Genomic DNA, 22,193 nt, shown 5'->3' on the forward strand with positions numbered 1-22,193 from the left:
GATCGTGAGGTTCACGGCTCGAAGCCGCCAGGGCCCACCGTCAGTGCTCCCCCGTCACAGCTCGGCCACCCACTCCTCGACCACGCGAGCGGTGCACTCCGCCTGCTCCTCCACGATGGTGAAGTGGGTCGCGGGCACCAACCGGTGGGTGTGCGGGGTGAACCAGGGCTCGGCCCGCCAGGAGTCACCGGCATCCGCCGCCCGCTCCGGTGCCAGGAACGGTTCATCGGCCCCGATGAACAGCACCGGAGTCTCCGGCTCTGCCAGACCGAACCGCGGCAGCATGTCGAAGTACGCACTCATCGCCGACAGTCCGGTGCTGTTGAACAGCCCGAACTCCTCGTCGCGGTCCACAAGCGCGGCCGACATCTCCTGGAACACCTGCGCCTGCATGCCACCGCCTTCTTCACCGGTCACCCGGTACGTGTCGACGAGCACCACCCCGTCGGGCCGCTGCCCGCCCCGCTCCCGGGCCGCCTTTTCCAACTGGAGCGCCGTGGCGTGCGCGAGGATGCCACCGGACGAATAGCCGAGCAGTACGAACGGCTCGCCCTCGGCCGCCGCCAGCACGCCCTCGGCCAGCACCTCCACCAGGGCATCGACGGATGCCGGGAGACGGTCGTCGCGGGTGAATCCGGGCATCGGCAGCGTCACCACCTTGCGCCGCCCCCGGAAGGTTGCCGCGAACCGCGCGTGCTGGTGCGTACCCCCGGTGGCCATCGGCGTACTGAGGCAGATGATCCGGGTCCGGCCCGGGCCGTCCGCCAGACTGACCGGCGCCGGAAGTACGCCCAGCTCGGCCGCGGAGCCGAAGGCGGGCCGCAGCTCGGCCACGGCCCGCAGCAGACCGAACGCCAGGGTGGTCCGGCCCGCGCGGATCGCGTTGCGGAAGAGACCGGTGACCGTGTCGGCGGGGTCAGGAACGTCTCCGCTCACGGCCCTGGTACCGACGGCCGGCGACTGCGCCCCGGCCATGCCTGCCGCCGTTCCGCCGCCCGGCTGCGCGGCGTACGCCGTGACCAGCATCTGAGCCAGCCCCACCGGATGCTTGTTGTCGAAGACCGCCATCGGCGGCAGCGAGAGTCCCGTCGCGGACTGCAACGCGGTGCGCAGCTCCATGGCACTGAGCGAGTCGAAGCCGGCTTCCAGGAAGTCCCGTTCGGGATCGATCGCCTCCGCGCCGCGGTGCCCGAGCACGGCCGCCGCACGCTCGACGACAAGCGTGAGCAGCGCCTGTTCGCGCTCCTCGTCGGTGCCCAGGCCGTCGAGTTGTTCACGGAGTCGGGCGGCCGCGTTGCCGGAGTCGGCCGCGGTGGCGGCCGGCCGGCGTACGGGCCGGCGAACGAGCGCCCGGAAGAATTCCGGTACCTCACCCTCGAAGCTCTTGGCCAGCGCCTTGAGGTCGAGGTGGAGGGGGAGGAGGGGCTGGGCCGGGGTTCGGGTCGGGAGGGTCACCGCGGTGTCGAAGAGCGCGAGTCCTTCGGCGGCAGTGAGGGCCCGGAGACCACTACGGGCCATGCGCTGCAGGTCCGCCTCGCTCAGCCCGCCCGCCATCCCCGCGGCCTCATCCGCCCACAGACCCCAGCCCAGCGACAGCGCCGGCAGCCCCTGCGCCCGGCGATGCGCCGCCAACGCGTCCAGGAACGCATTGGCCGCCGCGTAATTGCCCTGACCGGGCGCACCGAGGGTGCCTGCGGCCGAAGAGAAGGTGATGAAGGCGGTGAGATCGGGCCGGTCGGCGGTGAGGTAGTGGAGGTTGAGCGCCGCGTCCACCTTCGGGCGCAGGACCGTATCCATACGGTCGGGGGTGAGGGCGGGGATGATGCCGTCGTCCAGGACACCGGCCGCGTGGACGACGCCCGTCAGGTCCGGGATGCTTGCCACCACCTCGGCCAGGGCCGCGCGGTCGGCCGCGTCGCACGCCACCGCACGCACCTCCGCCCCCAAACCGGTGAGCTCGGAGACCAGCTCGGCCATGCCGGGTGCGTCGGGTCCGCGACGGCTGAGCAGGACCAGCTTGCGTACACCGTGCTCGGCGACCAGGTGCCGGGCGAAGAGGCCGCCCAGCGCGCCTGTCGCACCGGTCAGCAGCACGGTTCCGGAGTCGGAGAAGTACGGAGAGGTCTGGGATACGGCAGGCTCGGCAGACGCGGCGACGACGCGGGCCAACCGCGCCCCGTAGACCGACCCCGCACGCACGGCCACCTGCGACTCACCCGACGCCAGCGCCAGCACCACGGCCTCATCCGGGTCCGCATCGCACACATCGACCAGCACAATCCGCAGCCCCGGATTCTCCGACTGCGCCGACCGCACAAGGCCCCACACCGCAGCACCCGCCAGGTCAGGGACGCACTCCTCGCCGGTCACCGCAACCGCGCCCCGAGTCACCACAACCAACGGCACGTCAGCGTCGTCCGTATTCAGGTACGACTGCAACCGGGACAGCACGGCCTTCGTCGCCGCACGGACATCCTCGGCGTCGCTCCCCAACTGGCTGCGCACCACCACCGCACCGGACGCCACCGGCACACTCGCAGTCGCACTCGCCCCGGCAGACAGCGGCGTCCACACCACCTCGAACAGCGAGTCGTGATACTCGGTACGCGCTGCCGCGAGCTGCTCGGCCGGAAGCGCGCGCAGAGTCAGCGACCTGACGGTGGCCACCGGCTTGCCCTCGGCGTCGGCGACGGCCAAGGCCACCCCGTCTCCCCCGGCCGTCGGTGTCAGCCGGACCCTGAGCCGCGAAGCGCCCGTCGCGTACAGGGAGACACCGCTCCACACGAATGGCAGCCGCGCGGACCGGTCGTCTGCATCGCGCAGCCCCATGCCGTGGAGGCAAGCGTCCAGGAGTGCCGGATGCAGACCGTAGCCCTCCCCGTCGCCCTCCTCCGCCAACTCGACCTCGGCAAACACGTCGTCTCCGGACCGCCAGGCAGCCCGCAGCCCCTGGAACACCGGCCCGTACTCAAGGCCGGCCACCGCCAACCCGTCATACAGTCCCCCGACGGCGACCGGCTCGGCACCCGCCGGCGGCCACTGCGCCAGATCGACCGACGGCGGCACCGCCCCTGCGGTCGCAACGGTCACCACGCCTTCGGCGTGACGCACCCACGGAGCGCCCTCATCCTCCGGACGCGAGTACACACTCACCGCCCGCGCGCCGGTTTCATCGGCCGTGCCCACGACAACTTGGACGGTCACCGCACCGCTCTCGGGGAGGACCAGCGGCGCCTGGAGGGTCAGTTCCTCCAGTACGTCGCAGCCGACCTCCTCGCCCGCGCGCAACGCCAGCTCAACGAAGCCCGTCCCCGGAAAGAGCACCGAGCCACCCACCACATGGTCGGCAAGCCAGGGCAGCGCGGCAGTCGACAGCCGGCCGGTGAACACCACGCCGTCCGACTCGGCCAGCGACACCGCCGCACCCAGCAGCGGATGACCGGTCGTCTCCAGGCCGGCCGAGTGCACACCGCCGAGGTCCGCGGCGATCCACGACTCTGCCAGGTAGCCGAGCGTGTCAAGCCAGTAGCGGCGGCGTTGAAATGCGTATGTGGGCAGGTCAACGCGGTAGGCGCCGCGTCCCTCGAAGAAGACGGACCAGGCCGTCGACACACCCGATACATGCAACTGCGCGATGGCGGTGAGGAAAGCAACGGACTCCGAACGGTCCTTGCGCAGGGCCGGTAGGAGAACCGCGGCGTCGGATTGCACGGTCTGCCGGGCCATCGCGGTCAGGACGGCGTCCGGCCCCAGCTCCAGGAAGCGCGTAACCCCCGCGCTCTCCAGTGCACGGATACCGTTCGCGAAACGCACCGCCTCGCGGACATGCCGCACCCAATAACCCGGAGCCGTCAGCTCATCCGTGACCCGGTCACCGGTGAGCGTCGAGACGAGGGGAATCCGCGGCGTGTTGTACGTCAGCCCCTCGGCCACCGCCCGGAACTCATCCAGCATCGGCGCCATCAACGGCGAATGAAACGCATGCGACACCTTCAGCCGCGTCGTCTTACGCCCCTCGCCCTCAAAGTGCCCCTGAACGGCGAGGACCGCGGCCTCCTCACCCGAGACCACGACGGACTCCGGCCCGTTGACGGCGGCAATACCCACCGCACCGGACAACAGGTGCGGCAGCACCTCCTCCTCCGAAGCCTGCACCGCCACCATCGCGCCACCCACAGGCAACGCATCCATCAACTTCCCACGCGCCGACACCAACCTCGCCGCATCCGCCAGCGAAAACACCCCGGCGACATGCGCCGCCGCGATCTCACCAATGGAATGCCCGGCCACGAAATCCGGACGCACACCCCAGGACTCCACCAGCCGGAACAGCGCCACCTCGACCGCGAACAACGCAGGCTGAGTGAAACGCGTACGGTTCAGCAGCTCCGCGTCCTCGCCCCACATCACCTCCCGCAGCTCGGGTCCGAACTCCGCCAGCACCGCATCGAACGCCTCAGCGAAGACCGGGAACGACGCGTACAGCTCCCGGCCCATCCCCAGCCGCTGCGCCCCCTGCCCCGTAAACAGGAACGCCGTACGGCCCTTCGTACGGGCCACGCCCTGCACCAGCCCCGCGCTCGGCCGCCCCTCGGCCAACGCCGCCAGACCACCCAGCAGCTCGTCCCGCCCCGCACCGACCACCACCGCACGATGTTCCAGCAAGGGGCGGGAGCTCACCAGGGAAGCTCCGACATCGAGCGTCCGTATGTCTGTATCGCCCTGAACATGGGCCAGCAGCCGTTCGGCCTGACCGCGCAGGGCCTCCGCCGACTTGGCCGACAGCACCCACGGAACCGCAACACCTTCGGGCAGCGCCGTCACCGGCTCAGGGGCGTCGGCAGCCGGGGCATCCGGCGCCTGCTCAAGGATCACATGTGCGTTGGTGCCACTGATACCGAAGGACGACACGGCCGCCCGCCGCGGACGCTCCACCGCCGGCCAAGGGCGGGCTTCGGTCAACAGCCGGACGTCGCCCGCCGCCCAATCCACCTGCCGCGACGGCTCATCCACATGCAGGGTCTTCGGCAACACACCGTGCCGTATCGCCTGGACCATCTTGATGATCCCGCCGACACCAGCGGCAGCCTGGGCGTGGCCGATGTTCGACTTCAGCGAGCCCAACCACAACGGCTCGCCCCCGGCCCGTTCCTGGCCGTACGTCGCCAGCAACGCCTGCGCCTCGATCGGATCACCCAGCGTCGTACCCGTGCCGTGCGCCTCCACCGCATCCACATCAGCGGCAGCGAGACGCGCGTTCGCCAGGGCCTGCCGAATGACACGCTGCTGAGCCGGACCGTTCGGTGCGGTCAGCCCGTTGCTCGCGCCGTCCTGGTTGACAGCCGTGCCCCGCACTACCGCGAGGACCGGATGGCCGTTGCGGCGCGCGTCCGACAGCCGCTCCACCAGCAGCACTCCCACGCCCTCGGCCCATGCCGTGCCGTCAGCGGCCGACGCGAAGGACTTGCACCGGCCACTGCGCGACAACCCACGCTGCCGGCTGAACTCGACGAAGGTCTCCGGCGTGGCCATCACGCATACCCCGCCGACCAGAGCGAGCGAGCACTCCGCCGACCGCAGGGCCTGTATCGCCCAGTGCAGCGCGACCAGCGACGACGAGCAGGCCGTGTCCACCGTCGTGGAGGGGCCCTCCAGGCCGAGTACGTACGAGACCCGGCCGGAGGCGATGGATCCGGTGTTCGCGTTGGCCGGGTAGTCGTGGTACATCATCCCGGCGAACACACCGGTCCGGCTGCCCTTCAACGTCACAGGGTCGATCCCCGCGCGCTCGATCGCCTCCCAGGAAGCCTCCAGCAGCAGCCGCTGCTGCGGGTCCATGAGGCGCGCTTCGTTCGGGCTGATGCCGAACGGGTCCGGGTCGAACTCCGCCGCGTCGTGCAGGAACCCGCCCTGGTTCACGTAGGTGGTGTTGGGCCGTACGCCCTCCGGGTCGAAGAGCCGCTCCACATCCCAGCCCCGGTCGGCCGGGAACTCGGACACGGCGTCGACGCCGTCCCCGACCAGCCGCCACAGATCGTCCGGGCTCATGACACCGCCGGGGTAACGGCAGGCCATACCGACGATGGCGATGGGTTCGCGAAGCTCGGCGGTCAGCTTGCCGTGCTGCGCGCGCAGCCGCTCGGTCTCCTTCAACGACGCCCGGAGCGCCGCTACCAGCTTCTGCTGCTTCTCCTGCGCGCTCTGCGTGTTCTGCGCGTCCTGCTTGTCGTGTTCGCCGGAGCCGGCCATTACAGATCCTCCGCTTCCCCTGTGGCGGCAGCATCGATGCCGTCCAGCGCCATGCTGATCAGACTCTCGGTGTCCATGTCGTCGATGTCGCCGATGCCATCGATGTCGCCGATGCCATCAAGGCCGTCGAGGGGCTCCCCAGCCGTCCCCTCGCCGCCGACGTGCGGTGCGTTGGCCAACCGGCCGGCGTCGGTCACCCCGCCGAGTTCGAGCAGGCTCTGCAGCAGGCCAGCGTCACGCAGCCTGCTGAGCGGGATGGTCCGCAGCACGCTGCGGATCTGCTCGTCCTCGCTGCCGGCTCCGCCCCATCCGCTCACGTCCAGGTGCTCCGACAAATGGGCGGCGAGCGTCTGCACGCTCGGATAGTCGAAGACCAGCGTCGACGGCAGCCGGAGGCCCGTCTCCGCGTTGAGAGCGTTACGGAACTCGACAGCACTGAGCGAGTCGAAGCCCAGGTCCCCGAAGACACTCCCGGGCTCGACGGCGTCCGCGTCGTCATGGCCGAGAGTCGCCGCAACGTGCCTACGGACCAAGTCGAGCAGAGCTTGCTCCCGCTGCTCCGGGGACAGCCCGGCAAGCCGGTGCTTGAGCGCTTCCGCGGCGGCGATTGATCCCTGGGCGCCCCCTGCTGCTCTGGTAGCAGAGCGGCGGACCGGACGACGGACAAGTCCGCGGAACAGCTCCGGGATCTCGCCGCCGCCGCTCTGTGCATGCGCGGCGAACGTCTCGACGTCGAGGTGGAGGGGGAGGAGGGCGGGCGCCGGGAGGGTCGCCGCGGTGTCGAAGAGCGCGAGTCCTTCGGCGGCAGTGAGGGCCCGGAGACCACTACGGGCCATGCGCTGCAGGTCCGCCTCGCTCAGCCCGCCCGCCATCCCCGCGGCCTCATCCGCCCACAGACCCCACGCCAGGGACTGCGCGGGCAGCCCCTGCGCCCGGCGATGCGCCGCCAACGCGTCCAGGAACGCATTGGCCGCCGCGTAGTTGCCCTGCCCCGGATTGCCGAACACACCGGCCGCGGAGGAGAACACCACGAAGGCGGTGAGACCGGGCCGGTCGGCGGTGAGGTGGTGGAGGTTGAGCGCCGCGTCCACCTTCGGGCGCAGGACCGTATCCATACGGTCGGAGGTGAGGGCGGGGATGACACCGTCGTCCAGGACACCGGCCGCATGGACGACGCCCGTCAGGTCCGGGATGCTTGCCACCACCTCGGCCAGGGCCGCGCGGTCGGCCGCGTCGCACGCCACCGCACGCACCTCCGCCCCCAAACCGGTGAGCTCGGAGACCAGCTCGGCCATGCCGGGTGCGTCGGGCCCGCGACGGCTGAGCAGGACCAGCTTGCGTACACCGTGCTCGGCGACCAGGTGCCGGGCGAAGAGGCCGCCCAGCGCACCCGTCGCACCGGTCAGCAGCACGGTTCCGGAGTCGGAGAAGTACGGAGAGGTCTGGGATACGGCAGGCTCGGCAGACGCGGCGACGACGCGGGCCAACCGCGCCCCGTAGACCGACCCCGCACGCACGGCCACCTGCGACTCACCCGACGCCAGCGCCAGCGCCACGGCCTCATCCGGGTCCGCATCGCACACATCGACCAGCACAATCCGCAGCCCCGGATTCTCCGACTGCGCCGACCGCACAAGGCCCCACACCGCAGCACCCGCCAGGTCAGGGACGCACTCCTCGCCGGTCACCGCAACCGCGCCCCGAGTCACCACAACCAACGGCACGTCAGCGTCGTCCGTATTCAGGTACGACTGCAACCGGGACAGCACGGCCTTCGTCGCCGCACGGACATCCTCGGCACCACTCCCCGACTGACTGCGCACCACCACCGCACCGGACGCCACCGGCACACTAGTAGTCGTCGGCATCGGAAGCGGTGACCACACCTGCTCGAACAGCGAGTCGTGATACTCGGTACGCGCTGCCGCGAGCTGCTCGGCCGGAAGCGCGCGCAGATTCAGTGTGCGAACATCAGCGACCGGTCGGCCCTCATCATCCGCGAGCGCCAGCGCGACACCCTCCGCACCCGCCGGGGACAACCGCAGCCGAACCCGCGAAGCACCCGTGGCGTACAGGGACACCCCGCTCCAGGCGAACGGGAGCCTGGCGGTGGTGTCGTCGTTGTCCACCCGCAGGCCGATCGCGTGGAGGCAGGCGTCCAGCAGGGCCGGATGCAGACCGTAGCCCTCCCCGTCACCCTCCTCCGCCAACTCGACCTCGGCGAACACCTCGTCCCCTGACCGCCAGGCAGCCCGCAGCCCCTGGAACACCGGCCCGTACTCAAGACCCGCTACCGCCAACCCGTCGTACAGCTCCCCGACAGGGATCGGGTCGGCTCCCGCCGGCGGCCACTCCCCCAGATCGACCGACGCCGGTGAGGCGCCCGAGGTCACCACGCCCACCGCGTGACGCACCCACGGTGCGCCCTCGTCCTCCACACGCGAGTGCACGCTCAGCGACCGAGTACCGGCATCATCCGCCGCAGCCACCGACACCTGGATCTGAACGCTGCCACGCTCAGGGATGACCAACGGCGCCTCAAGAGTCAGCTCTTCCAGTACGTCGCAGCCGACCTCATCGCCCGCGCGCAGCGCCAATTCGACGAATCCCGTCCCCGGGAAGAGCACCGTGCCACCCACCACGTGGTCGGCAAGCCAAGGGAGCGAGGTAGTCGACAGACGGCCGGTGAACACCACGCCGTCCGAGTCGGCCAGCGACACCGCCGCACCCAGCAGCGGATGACCGGCCGCCCCCTGGCCGATGGTGGCAGGGTCGGCCGTGGTGTGTGCGGCGTCGACTCGCCAGAACGTCCGGCGCTGGAAGGCGTACGTGGGCAGCGGTACGCGACGGCCGCCACCGAGTCCGGCGAACAGTGCCCGCCAGTCCGGCGAGGCCCCCGCCACGTGGAGCCCCGCCACGCCCGTGACCAGGGCAGCGGTCTCGGGGCGGTCCTTGCGCAGCGCCGGCACGAGGACTGCGGTCTCCGAATCCACGGTCTGCTGGGCCATCGCGGTCAGGACGGCATCCGGCCCCAGCTCCAGGAAGCAGGTGACGCCCTCACCCTCCAGGGCACGGACGGCATCCGCGAAACGCACCGCCTCACGCACATGCCGCACCCAGTAGCCAGGGGAGGTCAGTTCACCAGTGACCGGAGCGCCAGTCAGTGTCGAAACGAAGGGAATGAGCGGCGTGTTGTACATGAGTGAGGTGGCCACCTGCTCGAACTCGACGAGCATCGGCTCCATCAACGGCGAGTGGAAGGCATGCGATACCCGCAGCCGGCTGGTCCTGCGCCCCTCACCCTCGAAGTGCGCCTTCACCGCCAGCACCTCGGCCTCGGCACCGGAGACCACGACCGCGTTCGGGCCGTTGATCGCCGCGATCCCCACCGAATCCGGCGAGGATAGCTGCGCCAGCACCTCCTTCTCCGTCGCCTGCACGGCCACCATCGCGCCACCCGCCGGCAACGCATCCATCAACTTCCCACGCGCCGACACCAACCTCGCCGCGTCGGACAGGGACAACACCCCGGCCGCATGCGCCGCCGCGATCTCACCGATCGAATGCCCGGCCACAAAGTCCGGGCGTATCCCCCAGGACTCCAGCAGCCGGAACAGCGCCACCTCGACCGCGAAGAGCGCGGGCTGAGTGAAGCGCGTGCGATTCAGCAGCTCCGCATCCTCGCCCCACATCACCTCCCGCAGCTCGGACCCCAATTCCTCCAGCACCGCATCGAACGCCTCAGCGAAGACGGGAAACGACGCGTACAGCTCCCGGCCCATCCCCAGCCGCTGCGACCCCTGCCCCGTGAACAGGAACGCCGTACGGCCCTTCGTACGGGCCACGCCCTGCACCAGCCCCGCGCTCGGCCGCCCCTCGGCCAACGCCGCCAGACCACCCAGCAGCTCGTCCCGCCCCGCACCGACCACCACCGCACGATGCTCGAACGCAGCGCGATCGGTCACCAAGGAAAACGCCGCGTCCACAACGCCCACATCGGCGCCCTCGGCAAGATGAGCCAGCAGCCGCCCGGCCTGACCGCGCAGCGCCTCGGCCGACTTGGCCGACAACACCCACGGAATCGCTACGCTTTCGGGAAGCGCGGCGGTCGGGGCGGGGGCATCGGCAGCCGGGACATTCGGCGCCTGCTCAAGGATCACATGTGCGTTGGTGCCACTGATGCCGAAGGAGGACACGGCCGCCCGCCGGGGGCGCCCCGCCTCCGGCCACGGACGCGCCTCCGTCAGCAACCGGACATCGCCCGACGCCCAATCCACCTGCCCCGACGGCTCATCCACATGCAACGTCTCCGGCAACACACCATGCCGCATCGCCTCGACCATCTTGATGATCCCGCCGACACCGGCAGCGGCCTGCGTATGCCCGATGTTCGACTTCAGCGAACCCAACCACAACGGCTCACCCTCGGACCGCTCCTGGCCGTACGTCGCCAGCAACGCCTGCGCCTCGATCGGATCACCCAACGTCGTACCCGTACCGTGCGCCTCCACCGCATCCACATCCGACGGGCTCAACCGGGCCGCCGCGAGAGCCTGCCGGATCACCCGACGCTGCGACGGGCCGTTCGGAGCGGTGAGACCGTTGCTCGCGCCGTCCTGGTTCACGGCGGAGCCCCGCACCACCGCGAGGACCGGGTGACCGTTGCGTTGGGCGTCCGACAACCGCTCCACCAGGAGCATTCCTACGCCCTCACCCCAGCCCGTACCGTCCGCGGCCGACGCGAAGGACTTGCACCGGCCACTGCGCGACAACCCGCGCTGCCGGCTGAACTCGATGAACGCCTCGGGGGTGGCCATGACCGCAACGCCGCCCGCCAGCGCGAGCTCGCACTCCCCCGACCGCAGCGCCTGAATCGCAAGGTGCAACGCGACCAGGGACGAAGAGCACGCCGTGTCCACGGTCACCGCTGGCCCCTCCAGACCGAAGACGTAGGAAAGACGTCCGGAGGCCACGGAGCCGGTGTTCGTGTTGTCGGCGTAGTCGTGGTACATCATCCCGGCGAACACACCGGTCCGGCTGCCCTTCAACGTCGCAGGGTCGATGCCCGCGCGCTCGATGGCCTCCCAGGTGGTCTCCAGCAGGAGCCGCTGCTGCGGGTCCATGGCCAGCGCCTCGTTCGGGCTGATCCCGAAGAACGCCGGGTCGAACTCGGCGGCATCGTGCAGGAACCCGCCCTCGCGCACATAGCTGGTGTCGGAGCGCTGGGAGGTCGGGTCGTAGAGGGCATCGATGTCCCAGCCCCGGTTGTCCGGGAAGGGAGACACCGCGTCCACCCCGTCGGCCACCAGGCGCCACAGGTCCTCGGGCGTTGCCACGCCGCCCGGGTAGCGGCAGCTCATCGCGACGATCGCGATCGGATCGTCGTCGGTCGCGGTGACGCCTCCGTTGCTGATCGGCTGGGCCGTTTCCTGCCGACCCGCTATCTCGCGTGCCAGCACCCGTGCGAGGGCAGTCGGCGTCGGGTAGTCGAAGACGAGGGTCGCGGGCAGGCGCTTGCCGACCGCCTCGCTCAAGCCGTTACGGAACTCAACGGCGCTGAGCGAGTCGAAGCCGAGGTCTCCGAAGGCCTGGTCCGGTTCTATCGCCTCGGGTCCGGAGTGACCGAGGATCGCAGCCGCCTGGGTACGCACGATCTCCAGAAGCAGCGCGTCGCTCTCCTCCGCCGTGAGACCCGCGATGCGCTGCTCCAACGCCGAGGCCGACCCGGTCGCCGTGCTCCGGCCGTTTGTGGCCGCGCGGCGGGCGGGGCGGCGCACCAGCCCTCGGAAGAGTTCGGGTACCTCGCCTCCGAAGCTCTCGGCCAGCGTCTTGAGGTCGAGGTGGAGGGGGAGGAGGGCGGGCGCCGGGAGGGTCGCCGCGGTGTCGAAGAGCGCGAGTCCTTCGGCGGCAGTGAGGGCGCGGACGCCGGTACGGGCCATGCGCTGCAGGTCCGCCTCGCTCAGCCCGCCCGCCATCCCCGCGGCCTCATCCGCCCACAGACCCCAGCCCAGCGACAGCGCCGGCAGCCCCTGCGCCCGGCGATGCGCCGCCAACGCGTCCAGGAACGCATTGGCCGCCGCGTAATTGCCCTGACCGGGCGCACCGAGGGTGCCTGCGGCCGAAGAGAAGGTGATGAAGGCGGTGAGATCGGGCCGGTCGGCGGTGAGGTGGTGGAGGTTGAGCGCCGCGTCCACCTTCGGGCGCAGGACCGTATCCATACGGTCGGAGGTGAGGGCGGGGATGATGCCGTCGTCCAGCACACCGGCCGCATGGACGACGCCCGTCAGGTCCGGGATGCTTGCCACCACCTCGGCCAGGGCCGCGCGGTCGGCCGCGTCGCACGCCACCGCACGCACCTGAGCACCTCGCTCGGCGGCGAGTTCCGCGATGAGCTCGGGCATGCCGGGTGCGTCGGGCCCACGACGGCTGAGCAGGACCAGCTTGCGTACACCGTGCTCGGCGACCAAGTGCCGGGCGAAGAGGCCGCCCAGCGCGCCCGTCGCACCGGTCAGCAGCACGGTTCCGGAGTCGGAGAAGTACGGAGAGGTCTGGGATACGGCAGGCTCGGCAGTGACGCGCGCCAGCCGCGCGCCATAGACCGATCCGCCACGCACGGCCACCTGCGACTCACCCGACGCCAGCGCCAGCGCCACGGCCTCATCCGGGTCCGCATCGCACACATCGACCAGCACAATCCGCAGCCCCGGATTCTCCGACTGGGCGGACCGCACAAGGCCCCACACCGCAGCACCCGCCAGGTCAGGGACGCACTCCTCGCCGGTCACCGCAACCGCGCCCCGAGTCACCACAACCAACGGCACGTCAGCGTCGTCCGTATTCAGGTACGACTGCAACCGGGACAGCACGGCCTTCGTCGCCGCATGGACATCGTCGCCGCTACTCCCCAGCTGGCTGCGCACCACCACCGCACCGGACGCCACCGGCACACTCGCAGTCGCACTCGCCCCGGCAGACAGCGGCGTCCACACCACCTCGAACAGCGAGTCGTGGAAGGAAGCCCGGGCCGCCTTCAGCTGCTCGGCCGATATCGGGCGCAGGACCAGGGAAGCGACCTCGGCGACCGGTCGGCCTTCGGCGTCCGCGAGCGCCAGTGCGACACCCTCCGCACCCGCCGGGGACAACCGCAGCCGAACTCGCGATGCGCCCGTGGCATACAAGGAAACACCGCTCCAGGCGAACGGAAGCCGCGCGGACTCATCGTCCCCGTCCCGGAGGCCGATCGCGTGGAGGCAAGCGTCCAGGAGGGCCGGATGCAGCCCGTACCCTTCCCCGTCGCCCTCCTCCGCCAGCTCGACCTCGGCGAACACCTCGCTCTCGGCGCCCGCGGACCGCCAAGCGGCCTTCAGCCCCTGGAACACCGGCCCGTACTCAAGACCGGCCACCGCCAACCCGTCGTACAGATCTCTCACGGGGATCGGCTCGGCGTCCGTCGGCGGCCATTGCCCCAGATCGAAGGCGGGGACCGGCGCGCCTGAAGCGAGGGTGCCCACGGCATGCCGGGTCCACGAAAGATACGCGTCCTCACCACGGGCGTAGACGGCCAGGGACCGCGTACCGGCTTCGTCGGGGGCACGCACGACGATCCGGACGTTCACCCCACCCTTCTCCGGCAGGATCAGCGGCGCCTGGAGGGTCAGTTCCTCCAGTACGTCACAGCCCACCTCCTCCCCCGCACGCAACGCCAGCTCGACGAATCCCGTCCCCGGGAAGAGCACCGTGCCACCCACCACGTGGTCGGCAAGCCAGGGCAGCGCGGCAGTCGACAGCCGGCCGGTGAACACCACCTCGTCCGACTCCGGCGAGGCCACCATCGCTCCGAGCAGTGGATGGCCGGTCACGTCCAGGCCGGCGGAGACGATGTCGTCGGTGCCCGCTCCGGCCCAGGCGTCGGCCCAGTATTCGCGGGTGTCGAGCCAGTACCGCCGGCGCTGGAAGGCGTACGTGGGCAGCGGTACGCGACGGCCGCCACCGAGTCCGGCGAACAGTGCCCGCCAGTCCGGCGAGGCCCCCGCCACATGGAGCCCCGCCACGCCCGTGACCAGGGCGGCGGTCTCAGGGCGGTCCTTGCGCAGGGCCGCTACGAGGACTGCGGAGTCGGACTCCACGGTCTGCCCGGCCATCGCGGTCAGGACGGGATCCGGCCCCAGCTCCAGGAAGCGCGTAACGCCCTCACCCTCCAGGACCCGGACGGCATCGGCGAAACGCACCGCCTCACGCACATGCCTCACCCAGTACCCCGGAGCCGTCAGCTCATCCGTGACCCGGTCACCGGTGAGCGTCGAGACGAAAGGAACCTGCGGCACGTTGTACGTGAGGCCCTCGGCCACGGCCCGGAACTCATCGAGCATCGGCTCCATCAACGGCGAATGAAACGCGTGCGACACCTTCAGCCGCGTCGTCTTACGCCCCTCGCCCTCAAAGTGCGCCTGGACAGCAAAAACAGCGGCCTCGTCGCCCGAGACCACAACGGATCCCGGACCGTTCACCGCGGCGATGCCCACCCCGTCGGAGAGGTACGGCAGCACCTCCTCCTCCGAAGCCTGCACCGCCACCATCGCGCCACCCACAGGCAACGCATCCATCAACTTCCCACGCGCCGACACCAACCTCGCCGCATCTGCCAGCGAAAACACCCCGGCGACATGCGCCGCCGCAACCTCACCGATGGAATGCCCAGCCACGAAATCCGGGCGCACACCCCACGACTCCAGCAGCCGGAACAGCGCCACCTCGACCGCGAACAACGCAGGCTGAGTGAAACGCGTGCGATTCAGCAGCTCCGCGTCCTCGCCCCACATCACCTCCCGCAGCTCGGGTCCGAACTCCGCCAGCACCGCATCGAACGCCTCGGCGAAGACCGGGAACGACGCATACAGCTCCCGGCCCATCCCCAGCCGCTGCGACCCCTGCCCCGTGAACAGGAACGCCGTACGGCCCTTCGTACGGGCCACGCCCTGCACCAGCCCCGCGCTCGGCCGCCCCTCGGCCAACGCCGCCAGACCACCCAGCAGCTCGTCCCGCCCCGCACCGACCACCACCGCACGATGCTCAAAGGCAGCGCGATCGGTCACCAAGGAAAACGCCGCGTCCACAACGCCCACATCGGCGCCCTCGGCAAGATGAGCCAGCAGCCGTCCCGCCTGACCCCTCAACGCCTCGGCCGACTTGGCCGACAACACCCACGGAATCGCAACGCCCTCGGGAAGCGCGGCGGTCGGCGACGACTCCCCCGGGTACGCCTCGTCCGGCGCCTGCTCGATGATCACATGCGCATTCGTCCCGCTGATGCCGAAGGAGGACACGGCCGCCCGCCGGGGGCGCCCCGCCTCCGGCCACGGACGCGCCTCCGTCAGCAACCGGACATCGCCCGACGCCCAATCCACCTGCCCCGACGGCTCATCCACATGCAACGTCTCCGGCAACACACCATGCCGCATCGCCTCGACCATCTTGATGATCCCGCCGACACCGGCAGCGGCCTGCGTATGCCCGATGTTCGACTTCAGCGAACCCAACCACAACGGCTCACCCTCGGACCGCTCCTGGCCGTACGTCGCCAGCAACGCCTGCGCCTCGATCGGATCACCCAACGTCGTACCCGTACCGTGCGCCTCCACCGCATCCACATCCGCAGGCGAGAGGCGCGCGTTCGCCAGGGCCTGGCGGATCACCCGGCGCTGCGACGGGCCGTTGGGAGCGGTGAGGCCATTGCTCGCGCCGTCCTGGTTGAGGGCGCTGCCCCGTACGAGGGCGAAGACCGGGTGCCCGTTGCGGCGCGCGTCCGACAACCGCTCCACGAGGAGCATGCCGACGCCCTCACCCCACGCCGTGCCGTCCGTGGCGGCCGCGAAGGACTTGGCCCGGCCGTCGCGGGCCAGGCCGCCCTGCCGGCTGAACTCGACGAAGGCCTCGGGGGTGGCCATGACCGCAACGCCGCCCGCCAGCGCGAGCTCGCACTCCCCCGACCGCAGCGCCTGAATCGCCCAGTGCAGCGCGACCAGGGACGAAGAGCAGGCGGTGTCGATGGTGACCGCGGGCCCCTCCAGGCCGAAGACGTAGGAGACGCGGCCGGAGGCGATGGCTCCCGTACCGGAGTTGGCGGCGTAGTCGTGGTACATCATTCCGGCGTACACGCCGGTCCGGCTGCCTCTGAGCGCTGCCGGGTCGATGCCCGCGCGCTCGATGGCCTCCCAGGATGCCTCCAGCAGCAGCCGCTGCTGCGGGTCCATGGCCAGCGCCTCGTTCGGACTGATCCCGAAGAACGCCGGATCGAACTCGGCGGCATCGTGCAGGAACCCGCCCTCGCGCACGTAGCTGGTGTTGGGGCGTACGGACTCGGGGTCGTACAGCTCCGCCACATTCCAGCCGCGGTCGGTGGGGAACTCGGAGATCGCGTCCACGCCGTCCGCGACCAGCCGCCACAGCTCCTCCGGGCTCGTGACACCGCCGGGGTAACGGCAGGCCATGCCGACGATCGCAATCGGGTCGTCATCGGCGTCGAGCAACGCAGCCGGTCCCGAGGCGCTGCCTCCTGAGGCCGTAGCCGCGAACGTCGCCGGTACGGCACTGCCTCCGTCCGGGCCGGACAGCTCGTCCAGCAGGTGGCGCGCCAGGGCCTCCGGGGTCGGGTAGTCGAAGACGAGCGTCGCGGGAAGGCGCAGCCCGGTGTCGTCCTTGAGGCCGTTGCGCAGTTCGACCGCGGCGAGGGAGTCGAAGCCCAGTTCACGGAAGGCCCGCGTCGGCTCGATGGCCTGGGCGTCGCCGAAGCCGAGTACCAGTGCCGCGCGGTGGAGAACGAGGTCCAGCAGGGCGGCTTCCCACTCCTCCTCGGGCAGCGCGGCCAACTGCCGTTGCAGTGCACCGGATTCCGCCTGGCTTCCGGTGCCCGCGCGGCGGCGGCGCGCCGTCACGGGGACGAGAGCGTGGAAGACGGCGGGCAGGGTCTCACCCTGGGCACGGAGCGCCGGGAGGTCGAACGCGGCCGGGACCAGGGTGGCCTCGCCGCTGTTCAAGGCGGCGTCGAAGAGCGCCGTACCCTCCTGGTCGGTCAGCGCGGAGATGCCGCCCTGTTCCATGCGGGCGCGATCGGCCGCGTCGAGCGTGCCGGCCATGCCGGAACTCCACGGTCCCCAGGCGAGGGACTGCCCGGGCAGGCCCTGTGCCCGGCGATGGGCGGCCAGGGCGTCGAGGAAGGCGTTGGCGGCGGCGTAGTTGCCCTGCCCGGGCGCACCGAGGGTGCCCGAGCCGGACGAGAAGAGCACGAAGGCCGTCACGCCGGGGTGGCCGGCGGTGAGGTGGTGGAGGTTGAGCGCCGCGTCCACCTTCGGGCGCAGGACCATTTCCATACGGTCGGGGGTCAGGGTGGCAATAACACCGTCGTCCAGGACACCGGCCGCGTGGACGACGCCCGTCAGGTCCGGGATGCTTGCCACCACGTCCGCCAGCGCCGCACGGTCGGCCGCATCACACGCCACCACCCGCGCCTCGGCGCCCAACTCCCTCAGCTGCGCGACCAGTTCGGGTACCCCCGTCGCCTCGGGGCCGCGACGGCTGAGCAGTACCAGCTTGCGCACACCGTGCTCGGCGATCAGGTGCCGGGCGAAGAGGCCGCCCAGCGCACCCGTCGCACCGGTGAACAGCACCGTTCCGGAGTCGGAGAAGACGGAGGCCGGGCCGGCGGTGGGTTCGTCAGCAGTGGCCACGCGGGCCAGCCGCGGCGCGCTGACCAGCCCGTCCCGCACCATGACCTGCGGCTCGCCCGACGCCAGGGCCAGGGCCATGGCCTGCGTCAGCGCCTCATCGGCCGGAGTGCCGACGCCGTCCGCATCGGGCGCATCGGCCAAGAGGCCAACGCCAATGCCGGCCGCATCAGGCACCTCTGGCACATCGGCCAGCACGATCCGCAGCCCCGGGTTCTCGGACTGCGCCGACCGTACGAGGCCCCACACCGCGGCCCCTGCCAGGTCGGTCACCTCGCCGTCGCCGTCCCGTGCGACCGCGCCCTGAGTGAGCACGACCAGCGGCTCGTCCGCTTCTTCGGCCACGTACGCCTGCAGCTCGGCCAGTACATGGGTCGTCGCCGCGCGTACGGCGGCCGCGTCGGTGCCCGCGGGGCTCCGGACCACCCGGGCGCGGTTCCCTTCGCCCGTACCGCCCCAGCCCGTGCCGTCCGCTCCGCCCGGCTGTGCGGGGACCGGCGTCCAGGCCACCCGGAACAGCGAGTCGTGGAGGGAGGCGCCGGCCGCGGCCAGCTGCTCGTCCGAGATCGGGCGCAGCACCAGGGAGCCGACGGTGGCCACGGGCCGCCCCTCGGCGTCCGCGACCGTCACGGTCACGCCCTCCGCACCAGGCGTGGGCGTCAGCCGTACCCGCACCCGGGAGGCGCCCGACGCGTACAGAGATACGCCGCTCCAGGCGAACGGAAGGGCGGCGCGTTCCCCGACCACACCTGTGAAACCCACCGCGTGCAGCGCCGCGTCCAGCACCGCCGGATGCAGGCCCAGCCGTTCGGCCGTCTCCCGCCCCTGTGCGGGCAGTTCGACCTCGGCGAACACCTCGTTCACGCCGTCGCCGGAGTCCGCACCGTCGCCGTAGTCGGCCCCGTCGCCGGAGTCCGCGGCCCGCCAGGCGGCCTTGAGCCCCCGGAAGACCGGGCCGTACGAGAGACCGACCTCGGCGAGGCCGTCGTAGTGTCCTTGCAGATCGATCGGCTCCGCACCGGCCGGCGGCCACTGGGTCAGTTCCGCACCCGGTTCGGCGAGCCCGGTGCCGAGGGCGCCCGCCGCATGCTGGGTCCACGGTGCGTCGGCCGCGCCCCCGTGCGGACGGGAGTGGATGGTCAGCGGACGGATACCGAATGCGTCGGCCGGGCCCACCGCAACCTGAATCTGCACATCGCCGTTCTCCGGCAGTGCCAGCGGCGCGAAGAGCGTCAGCTCCATGAGGGTGTCGCAGCCGACCTGGTCCCCCGCGCGGACCGCGAGCTCGACGAAGCCGGTGCCGGGGAACAGGACGATGCCGCCCACGACGTGGTCGGCGAGCCAGGGGTGTGTGGTGGTCGAGAGGCGCCCGGTGAGGACCGCGCCTTCGGTGTCGGCGATCGACACGGCCGCGCCCAGCAGCGGGTGGTCGACGGAGTCCAGCCCGGCCGACCCGAGGTCCTCAGCGCCGGGCTCGGGTTGCATCCAGTACCGCTGCCGCTGGAAGGCGTAGGTCGGCAACTCCACGCGGCGTGCACCGTAACCGGCGTACAGCGCCTCCCAGTCGACGGTCATGCCACGGGTGTAGAGCCTGGCAACGGCGGCGAGCAGGGCGGCGGGCTCGGAGCGGTCCTTGCGCAGCGCCGGCACGAGAGCGGCGGACTCGGGCTCCACGGTCTGCTGGGCCATCGCGGTCAGGAGGGCGTCCGGCCCCAGCTCCAGGAAGCGTGTGACGCCCTCGGCCTCCAGCGCACGGATACCGTCGGCGAAACGCACCGCCTCGCGGACATGCCGCACCCAGTAGTCGGGCGTGCTCAGCTCGGCGGCCGGAGCACCGCTCACATTCGAGACCATCGGTACGGACGGCTCGCTGTACGTGAGTCCCTCGGCCACGGCCCGGAACTCATCCAGCATCGGCTCCATCAACGGCGAATGAAACGCATGCGACACCTTCAGCCGCGTCGTCTTACGCCCCTCGTCCTCAAAGTGCCCCTGAACGGCGAGGACCGCGGCCTCCTCACCCGAGACCACGACGGACTCCGGCCCGTTGACGGCGGCAATACCCACCGCACCGGACAACAGGTGCGGCAAGACCTCCTCCTCCGAAGCCTGCACCGCCACCATCGCGCCGCCCACCGGCAGTGCGTCCATCAGCTTGCCGCGCGCGGCCACCAGCCGCGCCGCGTCGGGCAGGGGCAACACCCCGGCGACATGCGCCGCCGCGATCTCGCCGATGGAATGCCCGGCCACGAAGTCCGGGCGGACGCCCCAGGACTCCACCAGCCGGAACAGCGCGACCTCGAAGGCGAAGAGCGCGGGCTGAGTGAAGCGCGTACGGTTCAGCAGATCCGCGTCCTCGCCCCACATCACCTCCCGCAGCTCGGGCCCGAACTCCGCCAGCACCGCATCGAACGCCTCGGCGAAGACCGGGAACGACGCGTACAGCTCCCGGCCCATCCCCAGCCGCTGCGACCCCTGCCCCGTGAACAGGAACGCGGTGGGGCCGTCCGACACCAGTCCCTGTACGACTCCCGGGGCAGGGCGGCCCGCGGCCAGTGCGGCCAGCGCGTCGCCGTAGCCGTCCGGGGTCTCGGGCAGGAGCACGGCCCGGTGTTCCAGACCCGCGCGGGTGGTGGCGAGGGAGTACCCGATGTCCAGGGCGCGGAGCTCGGGGTGCTGGTCGAGGTGCGTGGCGAGGCGTGCCGCCTGGGCGGGCAGGGTCTCGGCACTCCGCGCCGAGACGGGCCAGGGCAGCGGAGTGGCCGGCGCGAGCGCGGGCCGTGCCTGGGGAATTTCGTCCGCGGGCTCCTCGCGCGGCGCCTCTTCGACGATCAGGTGTGCGTTGGTGCCGCTGACGCCGAAAGCCGAGACCGCTGCCCGGCGCGGCTGCTCGGCCTGCGGCCAGTCGCGGGCCTCGGTCAGCAGCCGGACGTTGCCGGACTGCCAGTCGACATGGGTGGTGGGCCTGTCGACGTGGAGCGTCCGGGGCATGACGCCCTGCTGGAGCGCCTTGACGAGCTTGATGATGCCGCCGACTCCGGCGGCGGCCTGGGCATGGCCGATGTTGGACTTGAGAGAGCCCAGCCAGAGCGGAGCGTCCGCCGGGCGGCCCTGTCCGTACGTCGCCAGCAGCGCCTGGGCCTCGATGGGGTCGCCGAGCGTGGTGCCGGTGCCATGGCCCTCGACCAGGTCGACCTGGTTGCCGGTGAGCCGGGCACCGGCCAGGGCCTGGCGGATGACGCGCTGCTGCGACGGGCCGTTCGGGGCCGTGAGACCGTTGCTCGCGCCGTCCTGGTTGACCGCCGAGCCCCGGATGACCGCGAGGACCGGATGGCCGTTGCGGCGGGCGTCGGAGAGACGTTCCAGTACGAGCAGGCCGGCGCCCTCGGACCAGGCGGTGCCGTCGGCGGCGTCCGCGAACGCCTTGATCCGGCCGTCGCGGGCGAGGCCGCCCTGCTTGCTCATCCCGACGAACGGGCCGGGCGTCGACATCACCATGACGCCGCCGGCCAGTGCGAGGGTGCACTCACCGTCGCGCAGCGCCTGAGCGGCCAGGTGCACGGCGACCAGCGAGGAGGAGCAGGCCGTGTCGACGGTGACCGCGGGCCCCTCCAGGCCGAGGGTGTAGGAGACCCGGCCGGCGATGACGGCGGCGACCGCCGCCGTGCCCATGTACGCAGCGGACGCCTCTGGCGCGGCGTTGAGCAGATCGCCGTAGTCCTGGAAGCCGGAGCCGGCGAACACGCCGGTCTGGCTGCCGCGTACCCGGTCGGGGGCGATGCCGGCGCGTTCCAGCGCCTCCCAGGAGAGTTCCAGCATGATCCGCTGCTGCGGGTCCATGGCCTGGGCCTCGCGTGGCGAGATGTTGAAGAATCCCGGGTCGAACGCGGCGACGTCGCGCACGAAGCCGCCCTGGGGGGTGATGCCGGCCGCGGTGTGCCGGGCCAGGTCCCAGCCGCGGTCCGCGGGAAACTCCCCGATGGCGTCGCCGCCCTCCGCGACCAGCCGCCACAGGTCCTCGGGGGATTCGATGCCACCGGGGTAACGGCAGCTCATGGACACGATCGCGACCGGGTCCTGTTCCCTGGCCTCGAACTCCTGGAGCCGCTGCCGTGTCTGGGCCAGGTCGGTGGTGACCCGCTTGAGGTACTCGAGGAGCTTCTGGTCGTCAGCCATTCCCAGCCTCACAACATCCTTGTTCGTGCGGCGGCAGCACCGGCCGCC

The 22,193-nt window shown here is 71.2% G+C and carries 2 protein-coding genes; both read right to left on the bottom strand.

Going from position 1 to position 22,193, the window contains the following annotated elements:
* Positions 1 to 54: 54 nt before the first annotated feature.
* Positions 55 to 6,249, bottom strand: coding sequence for an SDR family NAD(P)-dependent oxidoreductase (locus tag ACIGQF_RS02325; RefSeq protein ID WP_399704341.1), 6,195 nt, complete (start codon positions 6,247 to 6,249; stop codon positions 55 to 57).
* On the bottom strand, positions 6,249 to 22,151 hold the full coding sequence (locus ACIGQF_RS02330) for an SDR family NAD(P)-dependent oxidoreductase (protein WP_399704766.1): 15,903 nt from the start codon (positions 22,149 to 22,151) through the stop codon (positions 6,249 to 6,251). The genes ACIGQF_RS02325 and ACIGQF_RS02330 overlap by 1 nt, the downstream gene beginning before the upstream one ends.
* Positions 22,152 to 22,193 lie beyond the last annotated feature (42 nt).

Source organism: Streptomyces sp. NPDC053560, from assembly GCF_044544605.1.
Taxonomy (GTDB): domain Bacteria; phylum Actinomycetota; class Actinomycetes; order Streptomycetales; family Streptomycetaceae; genus Streptomyces.

What these genes read in the sequence shown, in the direction of transcription:
- ACIGQF_RS02325 (WP_399704341.1), bottom strand. Translation starts at nt 6,249, where the DNA reads ATGGCCGGCTCCGGCGAACACGACAAGCAGGACGCGCAGAACACGCAG.